The following is a 20,410-nucleotide window of genomic DNA, read 5'->3' as shown; positions in this document are numbered from 1 at the left end:
CCGGTCGAATCGATCGAACCGATCAAACCGATCGGAACGGTATCGTCACATTGTGGAAACGGCCGATCTTGTTTTACGTCCGTTCTCCGAAAATATTTGTATGTCTGACGCTATCGAAGACACCGACGAACTCCCGTCAACGGCGGGCGATCTCGCGGCCGAATTCCCCGAGGTGTGGGACGAGTACGCCGACTTGGGGAAAGCCTGTTCGGAAGCCGGCCCGATCGAGGGCGAGGAGAAACGCCTCGTCAAACTGGCGCTGGCGGCCGGCTCCGGGTCGGAGGGGGCCGTCCACTCGCACGTCCGCCGCGCGCTCGAGGAGGGCGCCGACCCCGAGACGCTACGACACGTCGCCCTGCTGGCCGTGCCGACGCTCGGGTTTCCGAAAGCGGTGGCAGTGCTGACGTGGATCGACGACATCGTCGACGCGGAGTGAGCAACGAGTTGACTCGTTCCGTCTTCTCGGCCGTTCTAAAGGCCGATAACCCGAGACAGCGCTTTATACTCGTTCGTCGAACGTATCGACTGTGGGAATGACAGAGCGATCGTCAACCAAAGAAAGTGCCGGCACAGAAGAGACCCGTCGCCTCTACGTCGAGTTCGAGCTGTCCGCGTCCGGCGCGGTCGCCTGTCCAGTGGAGGTCTACGGCCGAGACGCCGACCGGATCGACCGGCAGTCTTCCGACGGAGAGTGTCACACCGAAACGGCGCGCGATCACGACAAGGAGACGACGCCGGGCTCGACTGATACCGAGATCCGTCACTCGAAGACCGAGATCACCTCTGAGTGTTTTTGCCCGATTTTCTTCGACTACGACTGTATCCCGAAGATCACGGCGGTCACCGACGAGGGTGTTGTCATTCAGGCGTTTCTCCCGGACCGCGACCGCCTCTCCGCGCTGATAGACGATCTCAGAGAGGCGACGGACGGCCTCTCGTTACGTCGGCTCACGCGGGTTGCCTCTGTCGATGGCGACCGGTCGAACCGCGTCACGCTCGACCTCTCCACGCTGACCGAGACCGAACAGGAGACGGCCACGATGGCGGTCTCGACGGGGTACTACGAGACGCCGCGGGAGACGAGCGTCGGTGAGCTCGCTGCGGAGCTGGACATCACGAAGTCGGCGATGTCCCAGCGGCTGAACTCGGTCGAGTCGAAGCTCGCGCTCGCCGCCTTCAAGTAAGCGGTCCGGCTCTCGGGAGGGCCGTCGATATGTGGCAATGAGGCGTGTGAAATGCCAAGGAGCTGTTCTATCTGTTCTTGATTATAACAATTGATCAGTGATGTTCCTTGTGGTATATAATATGCTGTAGTATACAGCGCGAGTTGCTTCGGGGTCTGGTTATATGTTACATATAGAGCCATGAGTGACCCACAGCAACCGAGATTGACCCCAATTGACGAGTGGGAAGATGAAGCTGAAGCGATGTTAGACGATGTCGAGTATGACACCGATCTGGGAGTCCAGATGGCTCGTGACGCGATTCGGGTCTCAAACGGAGAGCTAACTGACGCCGAGTTCCACGAAAAATACCACGAAGCGGTACTGGAAGAGTTCGGCGAGGACGAGCGCCCGACGAAGCCGGAGGGATTCGAGGATGACTGACGACGGAGCCTACAGACGTGATGTACTGAAGGCTGGCGGAGCCGCTGCTGCCCTCGGTGTTGGTGGTAGCGGATTTCTCCAGACACTGGTCGAGGGGGATGAAGATCAGGTGTCAACTCCTGAGTTCGAGAGCTTTGTCGGTCAAAACGACGTTATCCAGACCGTCTGTTCACCAAACTGCAGGGGGAAGTGTCCGATCGACGTCCACGTTCGTGACGGCCAGGTGAAGAAAATCGAACCGCACCCGCCCGAGGACGAACAGTACAAGCGAGCCTGCGTCCTCGGACTGTCGCACACGCAACGCGTCTACGACCCGACGCGACTGAAGTACCCGATGAAGCGGGCGGACTGGTCCCCCGACGACCCCAATCCCCGAGGACGCGGTCCGGACGCGGAGTTCGAGCGCGTCTCGTGGGACGAGGCGCTCGACCTCGTCGCCGACAAGATGCAATCGTTGAAAGCCGACCACGGCGCCGAGAGCGTCCTCTTCCACGAGGGGTCCGGGAACTACGGGCAGACGGGAAAATCGTTCAAGCGACTCGCGTCGCTGTTCGGTGCGACCCAATCCGCCTGGGGCATCGACGCCAACGTCGGTCGCGGGTTCAACCGCGTCACCGGGACCGGCTTCTTCCTCCCGCCGACGAACGAAGCCGAAGACTGGGAGAACGCGAACACCATCATCGTCTGGGGGTCGGACATCTTCTCCAGTCAGTTCCAGATGGACGCCTCGAAGATCCTCGACGCGATCGAGAACGGGGCGAAACTCGTCGTCGTCGATCCGGTGTACACGACGACGGCGTCGAAGGCGGACCTGTGGCTTCCCGTCGAGCCCGGCAAAGACGTGCACCTCGCGCTCGCGATGATGCACACCGTCTTCGAGGACGAGACGTACGACGAGGACTTCCTCCGGAAACGGACGACCGCCCCTGCGCTAATTCGTAAGGACACCGGGGAGTTGCTCAAGGCGAGCGACGTCTTCGAAGACGGCGGCGAGAAACAGGTCGTCGCGGTCGAACAGGGCAGCGACAGCCCAGTCGCACTGGAACCAGAAACCGGCGGCCCGTACGCGCTCTTCGGAGAGTTCACCGTCGACGGTATCGCGTGCGAGACGGCACTGACGAGACTTCGAGCCCACGTGGCGGACTACGCGCCCGAGAAGGTCGCCGAGAAGACCGGCGTCGACGCCGAGAACATCCGGACTGCGATCCGGTGGCTGGCGACCCGCGGTCCCGGCGGCATCGCCCCGAGTTACGCACTCGGGCGCTACAAACACGGACACATCTTCGGGCAGACGTACGCCATGTTGATGGGGCTAACCGGTGACTACGGTCGTCACGGGAACATCCACGCCCACCACTCCGGCGGCGCGACGCTCGCCGCCGGTGACTGGGCGAGTCCGAGCGACGCCGACCCTGGCCCGTCGATGTTCTTCCCCGAGTACCCCGACTCGATGATCGACGGCGACCCGCACAAAGTCAGAGCTGTCTACTCCATCGAGTCGAACATGATGGGCAACCAGTTCCCTGACCGACAGCGGTTCAGAGAGGCCATCAGAAGCCTCGAGATGTACGTGGTCGCGGACATGCACCACACGGATACGGTCCAGCACGCGGACATCATCCTCCCAGTTCCCCACTGGTTCGAGCAGGAGGACATCAGCTCGGGCTGGGGGTCCCATCCGCATCTCGGCTACCGCCACAAGGTGCAGGAACCGCTGTGGGAGACGAAAGACGACTACTACGCCATCCGCGGACTCGCGGAGCGATTCGGGTACGGTGACCGTTTCCCGGAGACGAAACGAGACATGCTCCGGAAGCTCGCCGGCCGAGACGACGATATCGACTTCGACACGCTGTTCGAGCAGGGGACGCAGAAGAAAGAGAGCGTCCCGATCGTCAAGTACACCGACGAGTTCCCGACCGAAACGGGACGCATCAAGATGTACGACGACGACGCCCCGAGCGAAGAGGGCGTCACGTTCGACGTTCCGCGACCGCTCGAAGACCGGACTGCCGACGACTACGAGAAGGCCGACGAGTACCCGCTGATGTTCATGCAGAAGCACAGTCGGTTCCGCATCCACTCCCAGTACGAGATGGTGAACTGGAGCCGCGAAATCAACCCCGAACCGCAGCTGGACATCCATCCGAAGGATGCGAAGGCCCGTGGCATCGACGACGGTGAGTACGTCCGGGTGCACAACGACCGGGGCGAGATGGTCGTGAAGGCGAAGTACAACGACGCGTTCCAGCCCGGTCTGGTCAACACCGATCAGGGGTGGTGGAGCCGCGACTTTGTCAAGGGCCACCTCCAGGACCTCACGCACAACGAGGTCAGCGAGGTCGGCCAGACGATGGCGTTCTACGACGTGCGGGTGGCGGTCGAATCCGCCCCCGACGATATCGACACGGACAAATACGAATCTGACAATCCGCGCGGGGCTAGTGCCAAAGCTACCCGCACAGGAGGTGACTGACGATGACAAACTACGGGCTCGTAATCGACCAAGAGCGGTGTATCGGGTGTCAAGCGTGCGCAGTGTCGTGTAAACAGGAGAACAACGTTCCGATGGGGCAGTTCTGGAACCGCGTTCTCACCGAGGGCGGCAAGAAGATGGACACCCCGTCGGGCGGCTACCCCGAAGACGGCGGGAGCGGATCACTGGACATGCAGTACCAGCCGACGGCGTGTCAACACTGCGAGAACGCGCCGTGTGTGAAGGTCTGTCCGGTCAACGCGACGTACACCCGCGACGACGGCATCGTCGAGATCGACTACGACAAGTGTATCGGCTGTCGCTACTGCATGGCGGCGTGTCCGTACAACGCTCGGGTATTCAACTGGGACGAACCCGAACACATGCCAGAAGGAGGGACTGGTGACGTGGAGGCGCGACCGGAGGGCGTCGTCGAGAAGTGTACGTTCTGTAGCCACCGCGTCGACGAGGGTCTCGATCCGGCCTGTGCAGTCAACTGTCCGGCCGACGCCCGTATCTTCGGTGACCTCGATGACGAGAGCAGCACCGTCTCGAAGTACATCGACAAGTACGAGACGAACCAGCTGCTCGAAGACCGCGGAACGAACCCGAAGACCCACTACATCAGCGGTGAGATGAGTCCCGGACGTCCACAGACATCGGACAAGATGGAGAGTGAACTCGACGATGTCTCGCCGTGGTCTGACGGCGACGACGACGTGCCGTCTGAGGGAGCCGACAGTGACGGTGGTGAGTCGGGTGGTGGCCACCATTCGGTCAACGGCGACGAAATTCCATACGCCCCATCCGCGAAATCAGGAGGTGACGACTGATGGCGGAACAGACTGGGTCGTCGCGAGTTGCGATCCCGTCTTTTAGCGGGAAGGGTAAGCTTTGGATCGGCCTGCTCGTTGTGCTCATGGCCGCTGGGCTGGCTGCGTGGGGGTATCAGCTCACTACGGGGCTGATTGCCACGGGAATGCGAAACGTCTTCTCGTGGGGACTGTACATCATGATGTTCGTCCTGTTCGTGGGGCTGTCGGCAGGCGGACTCATCATCAGTAGTGCGCCGAAGTTCTTCCATTCGCACCGCTACGAGGGATTCGCCCGACTCGGAGTGCTTGTCAGTCTCGCGTGTATCATCGTCGCGGGACTGCTCATCTTGCCAGATATCGGCCGTCCGGGGCGGCTATACCAGTTTTTCACCTCACCAGACTTTCGGTCACCGATGGTGTGGGACTTCGGTATCGTCCTGCTGTACGGACTCTTAAACCTCTGGTACCTGTGGCTCTTGACCCGCCGTGACCTGGCTGCACGCGGGTCATCCCTTGCGCTCGGCGTCAAAGACACCGAAGCGGGTCGTGAGCGTGATCGAACGCTTATGTTCTGGATGGCGGCGCTCGCGCTTCCGACCGCGGTCGCGCTCCACTCGGTGACGGGATGGATATTCGCAACGCAGATCGGTCGCGGTGACTGGTTCAGCCCGCTCGTCGCACCGGTGTTCATCGCGAAAGCACTCGTCTCCGGGCTCGGCCTGCTGCTGGTCGTGTCGATTCTCGCTGACAGGTACACGAACTTCGAGGTCGACCGAGCGGAACTCACGAGCCTCGGCAAGATCCTCGGGATCTTCCTCGCGTTCCACGTGGTGTACCTCTTGGCGGCCGAGCGACTACCACACGCTTGGGCGGATCACTTCGAGTTCTGGGCCATCATGAGTAACTTTCTCATCGGGGACTCGGTGTACTTCTGGCTGTGGACGGTCGTCGGTGGTGCAGTCCCACTCGCTATGCTGGCAATTCCATCCCTTCGAAAGCGTATGTCAGTCATCTTCACCGCGAGCGTGCTCGCAGTCGTCGGTACGATGTTCGAAGGGATTCGCCTCGTATTCACGGGATACGAGGTCGCCAACATTGACTCTGCGCCCGGCATCTCGCTTGGCGGCGAGTATACGGGCATCACGACCAATGTCTGGGCGACTGCAGGGGCATACACCCCGACAGTCGTTGAGATTGCTGTCACCCTCGGTATCATCGCGTTCGGGGCACTCATCGTCACGATCGGTCTGAAGTACGTGCCAATCCAGCGAGTCGACGCACAGTCATCGTACGCGACCGACGGCGGCAAACAAGACCAATGACCAGACAAACTGACGCACCGACCGGGCGTGAGCGATCAGCCGAACGGACCGCTGAAAGCGATGCGCTCCAGTCAGACGCAGCGGCGATGTACGCAGTCCTCGCCGAGTGTTGGCGGGAACCCAGCCACCGGCTCGCCAAGGCAATCGAAGCCGGTGAGTTAGAACCGGTGTTTGGTGACCTCGGTTCGATAGACCTCAAGAACCTTCGAACCGAACACACACGACTGTTCGTCGGCCCAGCGGGACCACCGTGTCCGCCATACGAGAGCGTCTACCGTGATCGTGACGACTCTGACGAACTGGGCCCAGTCAAGGGACCAGCCACAATGGCGGTCGTGCGCTGGTATCAAGAGTTTGGCGTCCAGCCTGCTCAGGACCATCCGGACCTTCCAGACCATATCGCGACGGAATTAGAGTTTGCCGCGTACCTGTCAGAAGAGGGGTTCGATGAGCGACTTGACCAGTTCTGTGACGAACATCTCAACGCTTGGACTGGAGAATTCTTGGGACTTGTTGAGGATGAGACGCGTGAACAGTTCTATGAATCGCTGGCGGCGACGACCCGAGAGGTGTTGGGATAACAGCGTCACTCGACTTACGAAGTCGGCGATGTCCCAGCGGCTAAACTCGGTCGAAGCGAAGCTCGCGCTCGCCGCTTTTAAGTAAGCTATCCGCCCCTCGAGGGGGCCGCAGACGTGAGGTAGTCAGGCCGTCTCGACGAGTCGATCGATCGCCTCACCGATCGCCTCGTTCGCTCTCACTGAGTCGTCAGCCAGTACCACCAGATAGACGAGGTCGTCACGGTCGTCGAAGAGTGACTGTTGATGGTGGACGCGCGCCTCGCGGACACCGCCTCTCGAACGGAGGCGGCGGTCGACAGCTTCGACTTGCGTCGCCACGTCGTCACCGAGAGCCAGTTCAGCCACCGGCACGGTACTCGTTGCGACGCTCTCGGTATCGCCTGTACCGGCCGTGTCACGGAGCTTCGCCACGAGTGAGGCCGGCGTCTCGTAGGACGGGAGGTCCTCGACGAGACGCGTTACGTCGTCGAGGCCGAGTTCGTCGGCACCGGCGGCCGTGGCCACTACCGGGGCCGCGGCCGGTCGATCGCCGAGCGACACTTTCGGAAGGCGGCTGTCGCTGAACCCCTCGACGACGGCGTAGTCGCACTCGCGCGCGAAGTCGTCGAGCACGTCTTCGAGCGTCCGCCCGTCGCCGGTGCCGAACCACCCCCCGTCGTCGGTGAGGCCGACGGTCCGCGACGATCCGCCCGCGCGATGTCTGGCGGTGTCTTTCCCCTCGGTGTCTATGTCCGGCTCGTGAGTGAGCCGCTTGACGGTCCCCACCGTTCCGCGGTCGCTGAGCCGAGTCGCCAGCCCCGCGACGACGGTCGTCTTTCCGGAGTCCGACGGTCCGGCGACGCCGATCACTTTCATGGGTATCGCTCGTTCGCAGGCGAATAAATAGCGTCCGGACGAGCCGCGAGACGGGTATTCCGCCCGGCCCGCGCATCGCGTTCGGTATCGGCGACTTGGGCTTCCTTCACAGCGACCGCGAGCCGTCGAGCGCGACGAGGACCGCGTTCGCCCGCGGCGTGGCGCGGTACATCCGCCACTTCCCCTCCTTCCGACGCGTGACGAGACCGGCGTCGGTGAGCTTCGAGAGGGCGTGACTGATCGCGCTGTCGCTCACGTCCAAGAGCGGCGAGAGCTCGCAGACGCACAGTTCCTCGTCGTCGGCCGCGTGGAGCATGCGAACGATCTTATACCGCGTCTCGTTTCCGAGCGCCGACAGCAGATCGACGTCGCTGTCGAGGTCCGACCCGCCGGCGGCCTCGTTCAGTTCCTCCAGTTCCGCGATACGCTCGGACAGGTCCTCGTCGGTACACGAGCCGCACTCGTCGACGACGTACCGTCGCAGGCGATCGGTGGATGACATACGGCACAATTGAACGGAGGTGAGATTAAACGTTGTGGAGCGCCGTCTTAATAAGTGCGCTCGATAGCGAAAACGATATAGCAATCGCTCAACTATCGTTTCGTATGAGGGATCAGAGCGTTCTGGCGGGCATCCGCCGGTCAACGACGATCACGACGGCAAGCGCGAGCAGCGATACGGCCGAATGCGCCGTCCCGAGGCCGGGGTGTCCGGCGTGACTGTATCCTACAAACGAGTCAATTACACCGACATCGAGCCGGTCTCGGGCGCGATGCGGCCGCTTACCGACTCGCTCGACAGCGAGCAGGTCGGCGTGTCGATCGCGCGCTGCGAGCCCGGTTGGCGGAACAAGCCGCACGATCACGCCGCGGAGGATCACGAGGAGATATACGTCCTCTTAGAGGGGGAAGCCACCGTCGTTATCGACGACGAATCCGTCGAACTCGAGGCCGGCGACGCGGTCTGGATCCCGCCGACGGCGACGCGTCAGATTCGGAACGGCGACGTCGAGAGCGCGTTCGTCCTCGTGAGCGCCCCGGCGTCGCAGTGTCGAACTGCGACGTGTGCCGACGAACCGGGATCGTGGGCCACCAACGGATTCATCGGGTGATCGTAGCGCTCGGCTGTATCAGGTCCGTGACCACGTGACCGACCTGGTGGCACCCGACCGAAGGGCTTATAATTGTCTGAGTATTTGTTCAAATGAATCGGTTACAGTGGACACAGAACAGCGTGTCTCGCTGTGAACGATAGATCAGACGTTCGACGACGATCCGACTCCACACAATGACCGAACTCACACTCTACGAAGAAGCGATGTGTTGCTCCACCGGCGTCTGCGGTCCCGACCCCGACGACGAACTCGTCGAGGTCAGCGCGGCGCTCGACCAGCTCGAGGACGCGTTCGACGACCTCGACGTGAGTCGAGCGAATATGCAACACAACATCGACCAGTTCCTCGAGACGCAGCGGATCTACGACCGGGTACAGGAGAACGGTCCGTCGATTCTCCCGATCACGGTCGTCGACGACGAGATCGTCGCCGAGGGCGAGTACCTCTCGTACGACGAACTGACCGCGGCTATCGACAGAAGTGTTCCGCCACAGGAGGCCTAATAAATGTCACAGATAGAGCAGGCGACGGAGACGAGCGCGCGCGAGATAGTCGAACCGAGCGGGGACGACACCGAGTTCGTCTTCTTCAGCGGAAAGGGCGGCGTCGGCAAGAGCACGGTGAGCTGTGCGACCGCGACGTGGCTCGCCGACAACGACTACGAGACGCTGCTGGTGACGACGGACCCCGCGCCGAACCTCTCGGACATCTTCGGGCAAACGATCGGCCACGAGGTCACCGCGATCGACGGGATCGAGAACCTCTCCGCGATCGAGATCGACCCCGATACGGCCGCCGAGGAGTACCGCCAGGAGACGATCGAGCCGATGCGGGAACTGCTCGGCGAGGAGGAGATCAAAACGGTCGAAGAGCAGCTCAACAGCCCCTGCGTCGAGGAGATCGCCGCCTTCGACAACTTCGTCGACTTCATGGACAGCCCGGAGTACGACGCCGTCGTCTTCGACACGGCGCCGACGGGCCACACCATCCGGCTGATGGAGCTCCCCTCCGACTGGAACGCCGAACTCGAGAAGGGCGGCTCGACGTGTATCGGCCCGGCGGCCTCGATGGAGGACAAAAAGCGGGATTACGAGCGCGCGATCGACACGCTCCAAGACGACGAGCGCACCTCGTTCGCGTTCGTCGGTAAGCCCGAGGACTCCTCGATCGACGAGATCGAACGCAGCGCGAGCGACCTCGCCGAACTCGGGATCGAGTCGCAGCTGTTGGTCCTCAACGGCTACCTCCCCGAGTCGGTGTGTGAAGACCCCTTCTTCGAGGGGAAACGCGACGACGAGCAGGCCGTCATCGAGCGCGCCCGCGAGGAGTTCGACGCCGACGCGACGGCGACGTACCCGCTCCAGCCCGGCGAGATCGCCGGGCTCGACCTGCTCGCGGACGTCGGGGGCGTCCTCTACGACGGCGCGGAAGCGACCGTCGAGGTCGGCTCGGCTACCGACGTCGATACCGACCAGTCCATCGACGTCGAGTCGCTGGCCGACCCGGCGTCGGTCGCCGAGCAGGTCACGCCGAGCGGCGACGAGACGCGGTACCTGTTCTTCACCGGGAAAGGCGGCGTCGGCAAGAGCACCGTCGCGGCGACGTCGGCGACGAAGCTCGCGGAGGCCGGCTACGAGACGCTCGTCGTCACGACGGACCCGGCGGCCCACTTGGAAGATATCTTCGGCGAGCCGGTCGGTCACGAGCCTACGTCGGTGGGCCAGGCGAACCTCGACGCGGCGCGGATCGACCAGGAGAAGGCTCTCGAAGAGTACCGCGAGCAGGTCCTCGATCACGTCACGGAGATGTACGAGGAGAAAGACGACACGCAGATAGACGTTGACGCCGCGATCTCGAACGTCGAGGAAGAGCTGGAGTCGCCGTGTGCCGAGGAGATGGCGGCCCTCGAAAAGTTCGTCAGCTACTTCGACGAGGACGGATACGACATCGTCGTCTTCGATACGGCCCCCACGGGCCACACGCTCCGCCTGCTCGAACTCCCCTCCGACTGGAAGGGGTTCATGGACCTCGGCTCGCTGACGAAGGGCGCCGCGCCCGCGAAGGGCGACCAGTACGACGAGGTCATCGAGACGATGAAAGACCCCGATCGGAGCTCCTTCGCGTTCGTGATGTACCCCGAGTACACGCCCATGATGGAGGCGTATCGCGCGGCCGAGGATCTCAGAGACCAGGTCGGCATCGAGACGGCGTTCGTCGTAGCGAACTACCTCCTCCCCGAGGAGTACGGCGACAACGCCTTCTTCGCCAACCGGCGGGCACAACAGGAGAAGTACCTCGGTGAGATCAAAGAGCGTTTCGAAACACCGATGATGCTCGCGCCGCTGCGTCGGGACGAGCCGATCGGACTCGCGGAGCTGAGCGCGTTCAGCGACGAGATCACCGGGATAGCGGACATCACCGAGACGGACGCGCCGGAGGTGACGCCCTCGTGAGCGACGCGCGGGATGCGGAGGGAGTCGACGTGGCCGACGGAAACGCGGAGCCGACGGCACCCGAGGACGTGGAGGCGAACGTCGAGGCGGCGCTCCGCGAGTTCCTCGACGCCCTCAGCGAGTCGGAGACGTATCAGCGGTTCGTCGAGGCCGACGAGGCGCTCCAGGAGGACGCCGACGCGATGGCGCTGCTCCGTGAGTACCAACAGAAACAGCAGCAGCTGCAGCGCGGGGGCTTCGACGAGTCGGTGATGGCGGAGCTGAAGCAACTCCAGTCGGAGCTGTCGAACAACGAGACGATCCAGCGTCAGCAGGCCGCACAGAACGAGCTGGTCGAACTCCTCCAGCGAACGGACGACGCGATCAGCGACGAGATCGGTGAGGAGTTTGCGCGGTCCACCGGTGGTGGGTGCTGTTGAGCGCCTCCGATCGAGACGCCGGCGAGGGCGGAACCACTGACGAGGCAGTCGTCGCGGCCGCCGAGACGCTCGGCGAGGAGCTTGCGACGGCGAAAGAATCGTCTTCGGAGTTCGCGTTCACGACGATGGTGAAGCAATGTAACGAATCGATCGGCGACGAGACCGGGATCGACTACGGTAGCGTCTGCGGCGCCGACGACGACGGCTGCTGTTAGCGGGACTCGGTCCGCTTACTTCACTAGCGTCGTCGGGACGGTCGTCTCCCGCAGGACGGCCTCGGCGACGCTTCCGACCAGCACTCGTGAGATCCCCGAGCGGCCGTGCGTCCCGAGTACGACGTGATCGAAGGCCCCGTCATCGGCGTACTCGACGATGCGGCGCTCCGCCTCGCCCGTGAGAAAGGTGACCGACACCTCGCGATCGTCGGCGACATCGCGGACGGTGTCAAACACAGACGCGGCGGTTTCGTCGCCGACACCGCTGAGTTCGTCAAGCGACTCCTGGAAGACTTCCCTGGTGTCATCGGGAAGCATGTCGAGATCGAGGTAGGCGACGTGGACGACAGTAATCTCCGCGTCCGGGAACGTTTCGAAGGCGTACGCCAGCGCCTCCCGACTCAGCGGCGAGTCGTCCATCGCGACGAGGACAGAGTCTGCCATGCTTCGGCTTCAACGGGTGACAACATCAAACTGAGGGGTGATCGGCGACTCACTGAGGCATCTAGGGCTACGCCTGTGCGCGTGAACACGTTCGGGATAGGACCCATACGGGTAGGACGAGAATTGCCGATACGCTGATGTTCGAAGATTTCGACACGGACCGGCGGCCGCTGGTCCTCATCTGGGAGGTGACGCAGGCGTGCGGACTCGCCTGCCGTCACTGCCGCGCCGACGCGAAGCCCGCGCGTCACCCCGACGAGCTGACGACCGAGGAGGGGAAGAGACTCCTCGACGACGCGGCGGCGTTCGGTGACGGCCAGCTCGTCGTGCTTTCCGGGGGCGATCCCCTCGCAAGAGACGACCTGATGGAACTCGTCTCATACGGGGACGATCGGGGACTCCGCATGACGATCACGCCAAGCGGGACGCAGTCGCTGACGCCCGATCGGGTCGAGGCCCTCGCCGACGCCGGGATCCGGCGGATGGCGTTGAGCCTCGACGGCGCGACGCGCGAGAGCCACGACCGGTTCCGGGGCGAGGAGAGCTTCGAGAGCACGCTGGACGCGGCCGAGGTCGCCGCCGACGCGGGGCTCCCGCTGCAGATCAACACCACCGTCTGCGCGGAGACGGTCGACGAGCTCCCCGCGATCCGCGACCGAGTGCGAGACCTCGGCACCGTTCTCTGGAGCGTGTTCTTCCTCGTCCCCGTCGGTCGAGGGCGGATCCTCGACCCGATCGCCCCTGAGCGGGCCGAAGATGTAATGGAGTGGCTCCACGGCGTCGCCGAGGCGGAGCCGTTCGGCGTCAAGACGACCGAGGCGCCCTTCTACCGGCGGGTCGGGCTCCAATCCGACGGCGACGAGGGGGCGGCGAGGCGGCGCGGCGGAATCACCGCCGGTCGCGGGTTCGCGTTCGTGAGCCACACCGGTGAGGCGTACCCGTCCGGGTTTCTTCCGTCGTCCGCGGGCAACGTCCGAAATCGATCGATCGTCGACATCTACCGGAACACGGAGCTGTTCGAATCCCTCCGCGAACCGGACCAGCTGAAGGGGAAGTGCGGTGCCTGCGAGTTCCGGCAGGTGTGCGGCGGGAGCCGGTCGCGGGCGTTCGCGACGACGGGAGACCCACTGGGGAGCGACCCGCTCTGCCCGCACGTGCCAGATGGGTACGAGGGGGAGTTGCCGCCGACGCTTGACGACGGGGTCGGAGAAGCTACCGGCGCGCCGGACACCGCCGACTGACCGCGGACACGGTCGACTCCGCCAGGTCCGGGGCGTTCGATCCACGTGCGTTTCGCGGCGAGGACGTTTGCGAGGTCGATTGAGCCGGCGAACACGCCGGTGACGATCGCGCGAGTATCGTCAGTCTCCATCGGCTGTCACCACCGTCTGTGACGGTATCGCTGCGTGTGGTCTGTTGGGAGAAAGCCTAACTGATAGGTCTTTGAGCTAAATAGTATGTCAGCCACGACCGTTCTGTCTGCTCTGTTTGAGGGGAAGCAATGAGCGATAGGGGCCACCGCAGTTTCGATGGTGAACTGGTGACAGCACCGTTCGGCACACAACATGTCGAAGCAGCGGCACGCGAGATCTACACGGCGTATCTCGACGAGCACGACTCCGAGGAGATACTCGTCATCACAGGGGCACCGACGAGCACGGACACGTTCCGTGAGACGCTAGGTGAGGAACTGTCGGGCGCGGCGACGCCGTACGTGACATCGCTCGTCGTACACGCGACTGATGTTCTCAATCAGACTGATGATCGTGTAATCCTCTCTGACGCGCTGCGGCGCGAACTCCTCCATCGGTTCCTCGCTGGCTACGAGTGGGAGACGGAGTACCTGCGACGAGCGTCGAAACAGCCGTCATTCATCGACGATGTGGACCACGTGATGGACACGCTCTCCTGGCAGACCGTCACGCCCGACGAGACACCGGAGCTCCAAGAGATATCGGCTGCGCTTGACGCGTTCCACGAGTGGCTCGCCGAGCACGATCACATGGAGCGCGGGCAACTCATCTCCGAGGCGCGTGACGTGCTCACTGGTGACAACCGCGATGACGTCGTCGATGTCGAAGCAGTGCTTGCGGTCGAGTTTGAGGAGTTCTTCCCACTTGACCGTGCGTACCTTGATGCGCTCACAGCGGACTGCGAGCTCGTGTGTGTCGCTGAGGAGAACGCGAGTGTACGTCGCACGTGGGTCGAGGCGGGACCGGTGACGGAGTACGTCTCGTTCAACGAGTCTCGACGCGGGCCCCCGACGACGCCGTCGACGCGGCCGGCGGCCACAGCAGCGTACTTCGCCGACGAGCGAGTGGAAGCCGATCCGGAGTCCGGGGCTGTCTCCATCTTGGCTGCGGAGTCGAGTGATGGGCACCTTGCCGCGGTTGCGAACGAGATCGAGTCACTCGTCGGCGAGCCCGACTGGGGGTACGGCGATATCGCGGTCGCCACGAAGGGGAGCGGAGAGAGTGTCACAGACGTCATCGAAGCGTTCGAACGCACAGGGATCCCAACGGAATCGACGACTGTGACTGGCTTCGGCGATGACCCGGCAATCCGAGAGTTGCTCGCGGCCGTCCGCCGGCTCGCAGCCGACGACGGCGACAGCGACGACCACACCGATTTCGGCCCGAACATCGACAGCACTCGCGTGGACCGGATGCGCGACATGGAGTCGATCGAGGATGCGGTTCGATGGTGGGCCACCGCTGCTGGGTTAAAAGAGCGGGTCGCAGAGCGGGCCTCGCCGCTTGACGCACGATCACAGTTCGGGAACGTCCGCCGAGCCTTCCGGATGGCGGAGTTCCTCGAAGCCACCGAGATTATCGATGCGACGTGGGCGTCGTTCGGCAAGATGTTGGAACGCGCCCACGAGTACGCGCCACAGCAGAACCAGACGAGTGCGACGGACCTCGACGGCGGTGTGCGCGTCGATCATTTGCAGGCCGTCAAAAACGAGTCGTTCCGCGCGGTGTTTCTCGTGAACCTCGTCGACGGCGAGTACCCGGGTGACGCGTTCCTGACCCGGTTGTTCCCCACGGAGCGCGTCGCGTCGATGCCGGATTACCCAAGCGTCACGGAACTCGATGCGACGGACGTGGAGGCGACGTTCCCGACGACGTCGACGGCGTCGAGTCGCCCGTTCGCACGGTATCACACGGAGCATGCGCGGCGACGACTGGCTGTCGGTGCGGGCGCAGCGACGGAGCAACTGTACTGTTGTCTCTATGAGTTCGAGGACACAGCGCTCGAAGAGCGTGCGCAGGCCTCGCGGTTCCTCACGGCGGCATACGAAGCACTCCCGTGGGTGACCGACGCCGACGACCCGCAGATTACGAGCGAGCAGGCAGCAGAAAAGTACCTGTTGTCACGGGTCGATGACGCGCTCGCGGAGGTGCGGCGCGCGAACAGTCAGGACGTGACGGTGTCGCTCGACGACGTCGAAGCGGAACTTGGTGAGATTCAGGAGCTCCTCGATCAGAGTGGCTCACGGGGCGACGAACTCCGGCAGGCGTTGCGTGCGCGCGTTGAATTTGCTAATGGGGAGGTTCGACGATGAGCACCGATCTCTCTCCATCTCGGTTGGCGACGTACGCGACGTGTCCACGCCTGTACGACTACCGGTACGGACAGGACGTGAACACGCCAGATCGGACTGAACTCTACCTCAATCAAGGAACGATCTATCACGAGACGATCGAGGACGTGTGTGACGCGACCGACGGAGACGACGATCCGGGAGTCATCTCCGACCGAGCGATGCGGATTTTCGATGCGAAGTGGGACGAGCACAGCACGCCGGATGACTACGAATCGGCTGCACACCAAGAGTACCAACGCGTTGAGAATCGGGCTGCCATCGAGTCGTTCTTCGATCCGGATGGTGGTGACGGGAGCGAGCACGCCCGCCGGTCACTCGCTACAGAATGCTGGGTCGAGTGCGAAGTCGATGGGCGAGAGCTTCACGGGAAAGCAGACAACGTCATCCGAACGGACGATGGGCTCCATATTTTCGACTACAAGCGGAACACTCGCGGTGCTCTCTCGTCTGGGACGGCCGAGCGTCTCGACGAGCATCTCGACGGCGAGGCGCACGAACCGAAGCGGGTACGGAATGCGTTTCAGACGGCGACGTACATCGAGGGCGTGAAGAACGAACCGTTCTACAAAGAGGGGATGGAGGTCCGGTTCAGCTTCTACGGGCTCCTCAATCGCACGTCGTTCGAGAGTACCCCAGACGGGTACGAGGTGTCTGCACGCGGCTACCCACGGGAAACCACGGAGATTTACGACGAACACCGAGACACGATCTGGGCGCTCATTCAGGACGCACACGACGGCATCACAAACAACGGGTTTGAGCCGGAACCGTTCGAGCTCATCACCGAGGAGGCGTGCCCGGACTGTGACTATCGGGAGATGTGTGCTGACCGCCTGTCTCAGGAGGTGCGGCGATGAGCGACGAGACGGCGTACCCGTCGTGGTTCCCGGTTCCGGAGACAGATATCTCACCGGAGCCCCAGCAGGAGACGATCATCGACTCCAACGCGTACCCGATGCGGGTGCTCGCTGGTGCAGGGACCGGGAAGACGTTCACGATGGTGCGGAAAATAGAGCACCTCATTGACGAGGAAGACGTCTCCCCGGACCGAATTCTCGCGTTGACGTTCACGAATAACGCCGCGGACTCGATGCGGGAGAAACTCAACGCGAAACTCGGGACCGCCGGATACGACATCGACGCGTACACGTACCACTCCATCTGTAACGAGATTCTCACCGACTACGCGTACGAAGCCGGGATCGACCCCGACTTCGAGGTCGCCACAGATGCCGAAAAGTACGCCATCGTCATCGACGTCCTCGACGAGATCGAGTACCGGTCGGTGAAACCGAATGTGTACGGCGGCGACGGGTACGCGTCTGGCGCTGCCTCGAAACTCCTGAACTTCATCGGATCGATGAAACGCAGCGGGATTACGCCCGACGACATCGACGCGTTCCTCGGGTCGGCCGATCGTGTCTACGAACTCGCTGATCTTCCGGAGCGGATCGAGGATATCGCCGGCGATCATCTCGGTGGGCGCTCTATCGGGAGCGTTCACGACTCGATCCCGGATGTCCGGTCAGAGTTAGTCGCTGAACGCGATGCGCTCGGCACGCACGGTATCGAACCGAGTGCCCGAGATTTCCTCGATCGCCTCATTGAGTTGTGTGACGCGCTCGAAGCTGCGTTCGAAGCACACGAGGCGGGTGCCCGAGACCTCCCAGACAACGCGCACAAACTCCCAAAATATCTGCTCGGCGGCTACGCAAACGGTGCTCCAACGGGAATTCCCGGTGATCTCAATCTCGAACTCACGGACCACCTCGACTCGTTCGTTTCCGACTGTCTTGCTGCCCGTGACCTGACAGCAGGATATGCGGCATACGAACGAGAACTCGACGAGCGGAACCGCATCGACTTCGACGGGCTGGTCGTCGAGACAGCCGCGCTGATGGACTCGCCGGTCGGTGAGGAAATAGCCGAGCGGTGGGACTACGTGTTCTGTGACGAGTTCCAAGACACCGATCGCCTTCAGTTCGACCTCGTCACGTCGCTCGTCACCGACGACAACTTGTTCGTCGTTGGCGATGACGATCAGGCGATCTACGAGTGGCGCGGCGCGCACGTCGCCAACATCGCCGACGAGCTCGACCAAGCGTTCGAAACGCTCACCGACGAACCGCTAGAGGAGAACTTCCGCTCCCGACAGCCAATTTTGAACTTGGCGAACGAAGCAATTCAGAAACTCGACCACCGAGAACGACACAAGACGCTCACTCGGGTTGATGAGCCCGAGTACGACGGGGACACCGTCGCTACCGTCGAACTCCCAGATGACGAAGACGAGGAGGATGCGGACGGTGCGGCGCAACTTCGCACCGTCGTGCAGAATTTGGTGAGCGGTGCCGCAGAGACCCTCGATGAGACGTACGATCCAGGCGACATCGCGCTACTTGTCCGGAAGAACAGCCACGCCACACCCGTCATCGAGGAGTTCGAGGATGCCGGGATCCCGTACCAGGTGGCTGGGGAGTTAGCCACGGAGTCAGTCGGCGTTGGCACCGTCACCGCGTATCTGAAAGCGCTCGCCCGGCCGGACGACGAGGTGAGTTGGAACCGTGTTCTCCTGATGCGGTACCGCGTGTGCGACACAGACCTTCGAACACTCAATGACGGGGACGATTCACTCGTGGACGCGCTCCGTGACACACCGCTAGAGGAGTTCGAGGAGCCCGACCGCATCGCGGACGCCCGCGATCACGTCACGGAACTGCTCGATCTGCGGGACTCGGCGTCACTCAGCCACCTGTACCGCGAACTCACAGCGCTCACGAACATCGAGTGGTATCTCAGCGAGCAGGAGCGTCGAGATCTCGCCCAGCTTGAGGATGTGATCGAACAGTACGGAGACAGTGCCGTCCAACCGCCGCTCACCCCCGAGTTCATCGACTCCCTCGAACACTACGACTCCCTGTTCGATGAGAGCGGCACCGCACCCACGAGCCAGCCGGATATCGCCGACGACGCGGTCAACGTCATGACCATCCACAAAAGCAAGGGGCTCGATTTCCCCGTCGTCCTCATCCCGCAAATCACCGCCGACGAGTGGGCTCCAAGTTCGCGTACATATGATGCGCTCGAAACCAGCCTCTCGGATGGCGCGGACGCAGCGTTCGCCGAGGACTTCGTCGAGCGTGATGCGCGCGAAACTCGGCGCGTGTTCCACGTCGGAATCACGCGCGCCGAAGATGTTCTCGTCCTACAGGGAGGCAGTGAGGACCAAGGCGTCGATGCTGAAGACGAGCACCCCGTTTCCGAGGCAGTCAGTGGGATCCTCCCATCACGAATCCCGTGGCAGCCGGAACGCGGCCATCTCCCACTCTGGACAGACATCCAAGAGTGTCTCCCCGATGTAACAGCGAATTGGACTCCCACACTCGCCAGCGAAACGATCGGGAACGTCGGCGGGACCGTTACGCATGACGGCGAGAAACTCGCGGTAGAGGCTGCGCGCGACCGCGTGGTAGACCTCGCAACAGCCTCCCTCAACGGGGGCCTCTCATGGGAAGGCGAGCGGGACACACTCCACGTGGCGTCGCTGACTGGTCCGTCGACGCCGCCACCATCGCTCTCGCACAGCTACACCTCGCTAGCGGCGTACGAGGAATGCCCGCGGAGCCACTACCTCGACTACGTGGTCAATGCGTTCTCCGATTATCAGGAGTCCACGAACACCGCCGGAAGCGGTGTGTCACAACGTGGGATCGGGTTGTTGTTCCACGACACGGCAGAGCAAGCCGCGAAACAAGACGTCGATCGCCGTGAGGAGTGGTACGACATCTGTGAGCGGCTCGCCGGTCAGCGCCGCGCCGAGGACGCGCTCCCAGCAGCCCAGGGGTGTATCGACCGATACTTCGAGTTGGATCTTCCCGAGTACGAGATTATCGATGCCGAGCGAGAGTTCGAACTCGATATCGACGGGCACGAACTCGTTGGATACATTGATGCGGTCTATCGGACGCCTGACGACGAACTGGTCGTCATCGATTACAAAGCGACTGAACGCCACCGTGACCTACAGGACGACAAGCAACTCCCGATCTATCTGTTGGCCTGTCGTGACCTATACGATGAACCAATCGCACAGGCCGGGTACGCGTACGTCGGCGAGATCGGGCCAACAGTCGAATCGCGGGTGTTTGACGAGGCCGAACTCGAATCAGTCAAAGAAGACGTGACGGAGTCGATGAACCGTATCGCTGAGTTCTCGTTCAGTCGATACACCACCGGCGAGCACTGTCAGTGGTGTCAACACAACCGGCTCCCCTGCGCGCCAAAGGCATTCACCGTCGATCCTGGGTTCGAAGAGTAGTTCGAATTATCAGCTACCCGAAGGAACGACTCTGTTGAAATCCTGTTCTTCAGATACAATATCGTATGAAACAGCTGGTCGCTGAAAAGTGCGTATCGACTATCGAGGGTTCTACCGGTTCAAAGAGAGGTCCCGGTAGCCGTGCGAGATACGAAACGCGACCTTGGAATGAGATGGGCTGAT

The 20,410-nt window shown here is 62.5% G+C and carries 19 protein-coding genes; 16 read left to right on the top strand and 3 right to left on the bottom strand.

The window, feature by feature from the left end; translation table 11 throughout:
• Positions 1–100 precede the first annotated feature (100 nt).
• The 7 genes from ACNS88_RS07200 (at position 101) to ACNS88_RS07170 (ending at position 6,801) form a co-directional block, all read left to right on the top strand.
• Positions 101–436, top strand: coding sequence for a carboxymuconolactone decarboxylase family protein (locus ACNS88_RS07200; protein ID WP_435095116.1), 336 nt, complete (start codon positions 101–103; stop codon positions 434–436).
• A gap of 97 nt (positions 437–533) precedes the next feature.
• On the top strand, positions 534–1,184 hold the full coding sequence (locus ACNS88_RS07195; protein WP_435095109.1) for a helix-turn-helix domain-containing protein: 651 nt from the start codon (positions 534–536) through the stop codon (positions 1,182–1,184).
• A 180-nt stretch (positions 1,185–1,364) separates the two neighbouring features.
• Complete coding sequence (locus ACNS88_RS07190) at positions 1,365–1,607, top strand: 4Fe-4S ferredoxin N-terminal domain-containing protein (RefSeq protein WP_004597865.1); 243 nt, start codon at positions 1,365–1,367, stop codon at positions 1,605–1,607.
• Positions 1,600–4,083: a molybdopterin-dependent oxidoreductase gene (locus ACNS88_RS07185; RefSeq protein WP_435095108.1), complete on the top strand. Its 2,484-nt coding sequence runs from the start codon at positions 1,600–1,602 to the stop codon at positions 4,081–4,083. The genes ACNS88_RS07190 and ACNS88_RS07185 overlap by 8 nt, the downstream gene beginning before the upstream one ends.
• A gap of 2 nt (positions 4,084–4,085) precedes the next feature.
• Positions 4,086–4,916 carry a sulfate reduction electron transfer complex DsrMKJOP subunit DsrO gene (gene dsrO, locus ACNS88_RS07180; protein WP_435095107.1) on the top strand — a complete coding sequence of 277 codons (831 nt, stop codon included), beginning with the start codon at positions 4,086–4,088 and terminating at the stop codon, positions 4,914–4,916.
• The gene (gene nrfD / locus ACNS88_RS07175; protein ID WP_435095106.1) at positions 4,916–6,220 is read left to right on the top strand and encodes an NrfD/PsrC family molybdoenzyme membrane anchor subunit; all 1,305 of its coding nucleotides are present in this window, start codon (positions 4,916–4,918) and stop codon (positions 6,218–6,220) included. Before dsrO ends, nrfD begins: the two co-directional genes overlap by 1 nt.
• Positions 6,217–6,801: a TorD/DmsD family molecular chaperone gene (locus ACNS88_RS07170; RefSeq protein ID WP_435095105.1), complete on the top strand. Its 585-nt coding sequence runs from the start codon at positions 6,217–6,219 to the stop codon at positions 6,799–6,801. Before nrfD ends, ACNS88_RS07170 begins: the two co-directional genes overlap by 4 nt.
• A 123-nt stretch (positions 6,802–6,924) precedes the next feature.
• Here the strand turns inward: ACNS88_RS07170 and mobB are convergent, their stop codons facing one another.
• Together mobB and ACNS88_RS07160 are read right to left on the bottom strand one after the other, a co-directional pair.
• Positions 6,925–7,656, bottom strand: coding sequence for a molybdopterin-guanine dinucleotide biosynthesis protein B (gene mobB, locus ACNS88_RS07165; protein ID WP_435095104.1), 732 nt, complete (start codon positions 7,654–7,656; stop codon positions 6,925–6,927).
• Between the two features lie 106 nt (positions 7,657–7,762).
• On the bottom strand, positions 7,763–8,158 hold the full coding sequence (locus ACNS88_RS07160; protein ID WP_435095103.1) for an ArsR/SmtB family transcription factor: 396 nt from the start codon (positions 8,156–8,158) through the stop codon (positions 7,763–7,765).
• 184 nt (positions 8,159–8,342) lie between these two features.
• Here ACNS88_RS07160 and ACNS88_RS07155 point away from each other — a divergent pair, with 184 nt between their 5' ends.
• From ACNS88_RS07155 to hcsS, 5 genes are all read left to right on the top strand, one after another.
• The gene (locus ACNS88_RS07155; protein WP_435095102.1) at positions 8,343–8,768 is read left to right on the top strand and encodes a cupin domain-containing protein; all 426 of its coding nucleotides are present in this window, start codon (positions 8,343–8,345) and stop codon (positions 8,766–8,768) included.
• A 176-nt stretch (positions 8,769–8,944) separates the two neighbouring features.
• Positions 8,945–9,274, top strand: a complete 330-nt coding sequence (gene arsD / locus ACNS88_RS07150) for an arsenite efflux transporter metallochaperone ArsD (RefSeq protein ID WP_435095101.1) — start codon at positions 8,945–8,947, stop codon at positions 9,272–9,274.
• 3 nt (positions 9,275–9,277) lie between these two features.
• A complete protein-coding gene (gene arsA, locus ACNS88_RS07145; protein ID WP_435095100.1) occupies positions 9,278–11,224 on the top strand; it encodes an arsenical pump-driving ATPase in 1,947 nt (648 codons plus the stop codon).
• Entirely contained in the window at positions 11,221–11,643 is a 423-nt protein-coding gene (gene hcsL, locus ACNS88_RS07140) for a halo-CC-star protein HcsL (protein WP_435095099.1), read from the top strand. Before arsA ends, hcsL begins: the two co-directional genes overlap by 4 nt.
• Positions 11,634–11,858, top strand: a complete 225-nt coding sequence (gene hcsS / locus ACNS88_RS07135; protein ID WP_435095098.1) for a halo-CC-star protein HcsS — start codon at positions 11,634–11,636, stop codon at positions 11,856–11,858. The genes hcsL and hcsS overlap by 10 nt, the downstream gene beginning before the upstream one ends.
• 15 nt (positions 11,859–11,873) lie before the next feature.
• Here the strand turns inward: hcsS and ACNS88_RS07130 are convergent, their stop codons facing one another.
• Entirely contained in the window at positions 11,874–12,302 is a 429-nt protein-coding gene (locus tag ACNS88_RS07130) for a universal stress protein (RefSeq protein ID WP_435095097.1), read from the bottom strand.
• A 137-nt stretch (positions 12,303–12,439) separates the two neighbouring features.
• Between ACNS88_RS07130 and ACNS88_RS07125 the strand changes: the two genes are divergently transcribed.
• The 4 genes from ACNS88_RS07125 (at position 12,440) to ACNS88_RS07110 (ending at position 20,227) form a co-directional block, all read left to right on the top strand.
• A complete protein-coding gene (locus ACNS88_RS07125) occupies positions 12,440–13,543 on the top strand; it encodes a radical SAM protein (protein ID WP_435095096.1) in 1,104 nt (367 codons plus the stop codon).
• 260 nt (positions 13,544–13,803) lie between these two features.
• Complete coding sequence (locus ACNS88_RS07120; RefSeq protein ID WP_435095095.1) at positions 13,804–15,867, top strand: PD-(D/E)XK nuclease family protein; 2,064 nt, start codon at positions 13,804–13,806, stop codon at positions 15,865–15,867.
• Positions 15,864–16,766 carry a RecB family exonuclease gene (locus tag ACNS88_RS07115; RefSeq protein ID WP_435095094.1) on the top strand — a complete coding sequence of 301 codons (903 nt, stop codon included), beginning with the start codon at positions 15,864–15,866 and terminating at the stop codon, positions 16,764–16,766. Before ACNS88_RS07120 ends, ACNS88_RS07115 begins: the two co-directional genes overlap by 4 nt.
• Entirely contained in the window at positions 16,763–20,227 is a 3,465-nt protein-coding gene (locus ACNS88_RS07110) for an ATP-dependent helicase (protein WP_435095093.1), read from the top strand. Before ACNS88_RS07115 ends, ACNS88_RS07110 begins: the two co-directional genes overlap by 4 nt.
• The last annotated feature ends 183 nt before the right edge of the window (positions 20,228–20,410 follow it).

It is taken from the genome of Halorubrum shenae (assembly GCF_051194165.1).
In the GTDB taxonomy this organism is placed as follows: domain Archaea; phylum Halobacteriota; class Halobacteria; order Halobacteriales; family Haloferacaceae; genus Halorubrum.
The sequence above is the reverse complement of the archived record's forward strand: the minus strand, read 5'-3'. Positions and strand labels throughout refer to the sequence as shown.